This is a genomic window from Liberiplasma polymorphum, from assembly GCF_043951795.1.
GTDB lineage: Bacteria > Bacillota_I > Bacilli_A > Izemoplasmatales > Izemoplasmataceae > Liberiplasma > Liberiplasma polymorphum.
This window is the reverse complement of sequence record NZ_JBIOAG010000069.1, coordinates 1-2,604: the sequence shown is the minus strand read 5'-3', so window position 1 is coordinate 2,604 and position 2,604 is coordinate 1. Positions and strand designations below refer to the sequence as shown.

The window sequence follows — 2,604 nt, the reverse complement described above, 5'->3', positions numbered from 1 at the left end:
TGGAATTATCAAAAGTAATAGGTGGTGAAGTTATGGTAAGAGAAAAGGCTTATGCAAAAATAAATCTATTTTTAGATGTTTTAGGTAAACGCGTAGATTTTTTCCATGAACTGGAAATGGTGATGGCACCCATTGAACTTCACGATGTATTGACTTTTAAAAAGAATACAACTAATACGATTAACATCAATAGTAATGTACATATTTGTGATGATCCAAAAGATAATCTAGTCTATAAAATATCAGAATATATCATTAGTACATATAATATTTCTAGTGGTGTCGATATTACAATAGATAAAAATATTCCTTTAGCCGCTGGTCTAGCCGGAGGCAGTGCAGATGCAGCAGCCACTTTAAGAGGGTTAAATAAACTCTTTAAGTTAAAGTTATCTTTAGAACAATTAGCTAAAATTGCTGAAATATATGGTGCAGATATACCTTATTGTGTTTATAACAAGTTGTGTATTGCAAGAGGAAAAGGAGAAGATTTATTTTTCTTAAATAAGAAACTTAACTTTCCTATTTTACTTATCACACCACCTATACTAGTAAGCACAAAAGCGGTTTATCAGTCGGTTGATTTGGAATTAATTAAGAATGTTAGAATAACGGGCATGACCAATGCAATCTATAATAAAAATTATGAACTTATTATTCATGAATTGCATAATGCATTAGAACCATTTACACTAAAACTATTTAAAGAGGTTCAGGTGTTAAAAGATCAAATTAAAGCGTTTAATCCAGATGGCTATTTAATGAGTGGTTCTGGGCCTACCTTCTTTGTTTTTAGTAAAAATAAAACACTTTTAGAAGAAATGAAAGTTCATTTTTCTGAAAATAACAGAGCTATAATTACGAAAATAAAGTGATGGCGCGGTTTAATGGCATAAAAAAAGTTTGAAAAGCCAAAATAACTGTGATATAATTCACTCATACAAGTGTTATAGACATAAAATGCGGGGTGGAATAATGAATATAACAGACGTTAGAGTTAAAAAATTTAATGGTGAGAATCGTTTAAAAGCGATTGCTGCTATTACAATTGACGACTGTTTTGTGGTTCATGAGTTACGTGTAATTGATGGGAAAGATGGTCTTTTTGTTGCGATGCCTAGTCGTAAAATGCCTAACGGTGAATTTAAAGATGTAGCGCATCCAATTAATCAAGAGACAAGAAACCGTATTGAGAGCGTAGTTATTGAAGCATATCATAAGTTAGAAGAAGAATAAGAGAATAATATGCAACTTTTTTATAAGTTGCATTTTATTTTTGACATTTTTTGCTATAATGAGTATGTGATTTGATAAATATTTTGGAGGGTTTTCATGGCAACTTTTAATGGACATAAAATTAAACTTTTTTCACTGAGTGCAAATCGTAAATTAGCACAAGAAATCTCAGAGTTTACTGGGATTCCTTTAAGTAAATGCGAAGTTAAACGTTTTGCAGACGGTGAAATAGGTTTAAATATTGAAGAAACAGTACGTGGTCATCATGTTTTTGTTATACAACCAACACATGCACCTGTAAATGAGAATTTAATGGAGTTACTAATTATGATTGATGCATTAAAACGTGCATCTGCAAAACATATTAATGTAGTAATGCCTTATTATGGATACTCAAGACAAGACCGTAAAGCAGCATCAAGACAACCAATTTCAGCTAAACTTGTAGCAAATCTTTTACAAGTTGCGGGCGCAACACGTGTGTTATCAATGGATTTACACGCAGGACAAATTCAAGGATTCTTTGATATTCCAATCGATAATTTTGTTGCAATGCCTATTTTAGTAGAATACTTCTCTAAAAAATTTCAAGATGAAAAAGTTGTAATTGTATCACCAGATCATGGCGGTGCAGTACGCGCTAGAGAAATGGGGAACTTACTCCACGCACCTATTGCGATTATTGATAAACGTAGACCACGTGCGAATGAAGTTGAAATTATGGGTATCGTTGGGGATGTATCTGGTAGAGTTGCTATTATTATAGATGATATGATTGATACTGCTGGTACCATCGCCTCAGCCGCTGATGCTTTAAAAGAAGCTGGAGCTAAAGAAGTTTATGCAGCCTGTACACATCCAGTATTCTCACCACCCGCAATCGATAGAATCAATGCAAGTTCTATAAGAGAATTAATTTGTACTAATACGATTGAACTTGGTCCAGATAAGCAATCACCAAAAGTTATTCAACTGAGCATTGCTTCATTAATAGGACAAGGCATACTAAACATCGTTCAAGATCAGCCTCTTAGTAGTTTGTTTGAATATAAAGGTGAATAAACACTTCATTTGAAGTGTTTATTCTTTTTGATAGCGAACTAACATTGACAAAAACTACTTTTTTGATATGATTAATATATAAATCGAAGAATGGACGAGTAATTAATCTCCCTAACACGAAGCGAATCTAGGATGGTGAAAGCTAGATGGTTAAAGGTTAATGAATAACACCAGGAGAGATGGAAGAATTAAGTAGACCCATCCGCATCTCAGCGTTATAGAGATAAGTGCTAGGAAACTAGAACAAAGGTGGTACCGCGGAAATTATTTCGTCCTTTTTAGAGGACGATTTTTTTATTTTAGGAG

3 protein-coding genes and 1 other annotated feature are annotated in these 2,604 nt (G+C 33.1%); all 3 genes read left to right on the top strand.

Annotation, left to right across the window (positions count from 1 at the left end; genetic code table 11):
* The coding region (gene ispE / locus ACHAJD_RS09770) for a 4-(cytidine 5'-diphospho)-2-C-methyl-D-erythritol kinase (protein WP_435585681.1) at window positions 1-875 on the top strand (875 nt) is incomplete at its 5' end.
* Window positions 876-975: 100 nt separating this feature from the next.
* Window positions 976-1,236: a septation regulator SpoVG gene (spoVG, locus tag ACHAJD_RS09765; RefSeq protein ID WP_435585680.1), complete on the top strand. Its 261-nt coding sequence runs from the start codon at window positions 976-978 to the stop codon at window positions 1,234-1,236.
* Window positions 1,237-1,332: 96 nt separating this feature from the next.
* Window positions 1,333-2,298, top strand: coding sequence for a ribose-phosphate diphosphokinase (locus ACHAJD_RS09760; RefSeq protein ID WP_435585679.1), 966 nt, complete (start codon window positions 1,333-1,335; stop codon window positions 2,296-2,298).
* 77 nt (window positions 2,299-2,375) lie between these two features.
* Window positions 2,376-2,578: a binding site (T-box leader), on the top strand.
* Window positions 2,579-2,604: the final 26 nt, after the last annotated feature.

Bases quoted from the DNA above. Each gene is read 5' to 3' on its own strand.
- spoVG (WP_435585680.1), top strand. From the start codon at position 976: ATGAATATAACAGACGTTAGAGTTAAAAAATTTAATGGTGAGAATCGT.
- ACHAJD_RS09760 (WP_435585679.1), top strand. From the start codon at position 1,333: ATGGCAACTTTTAATGGACATAAAATTAAACTTTTTTCACTGAGTGCA.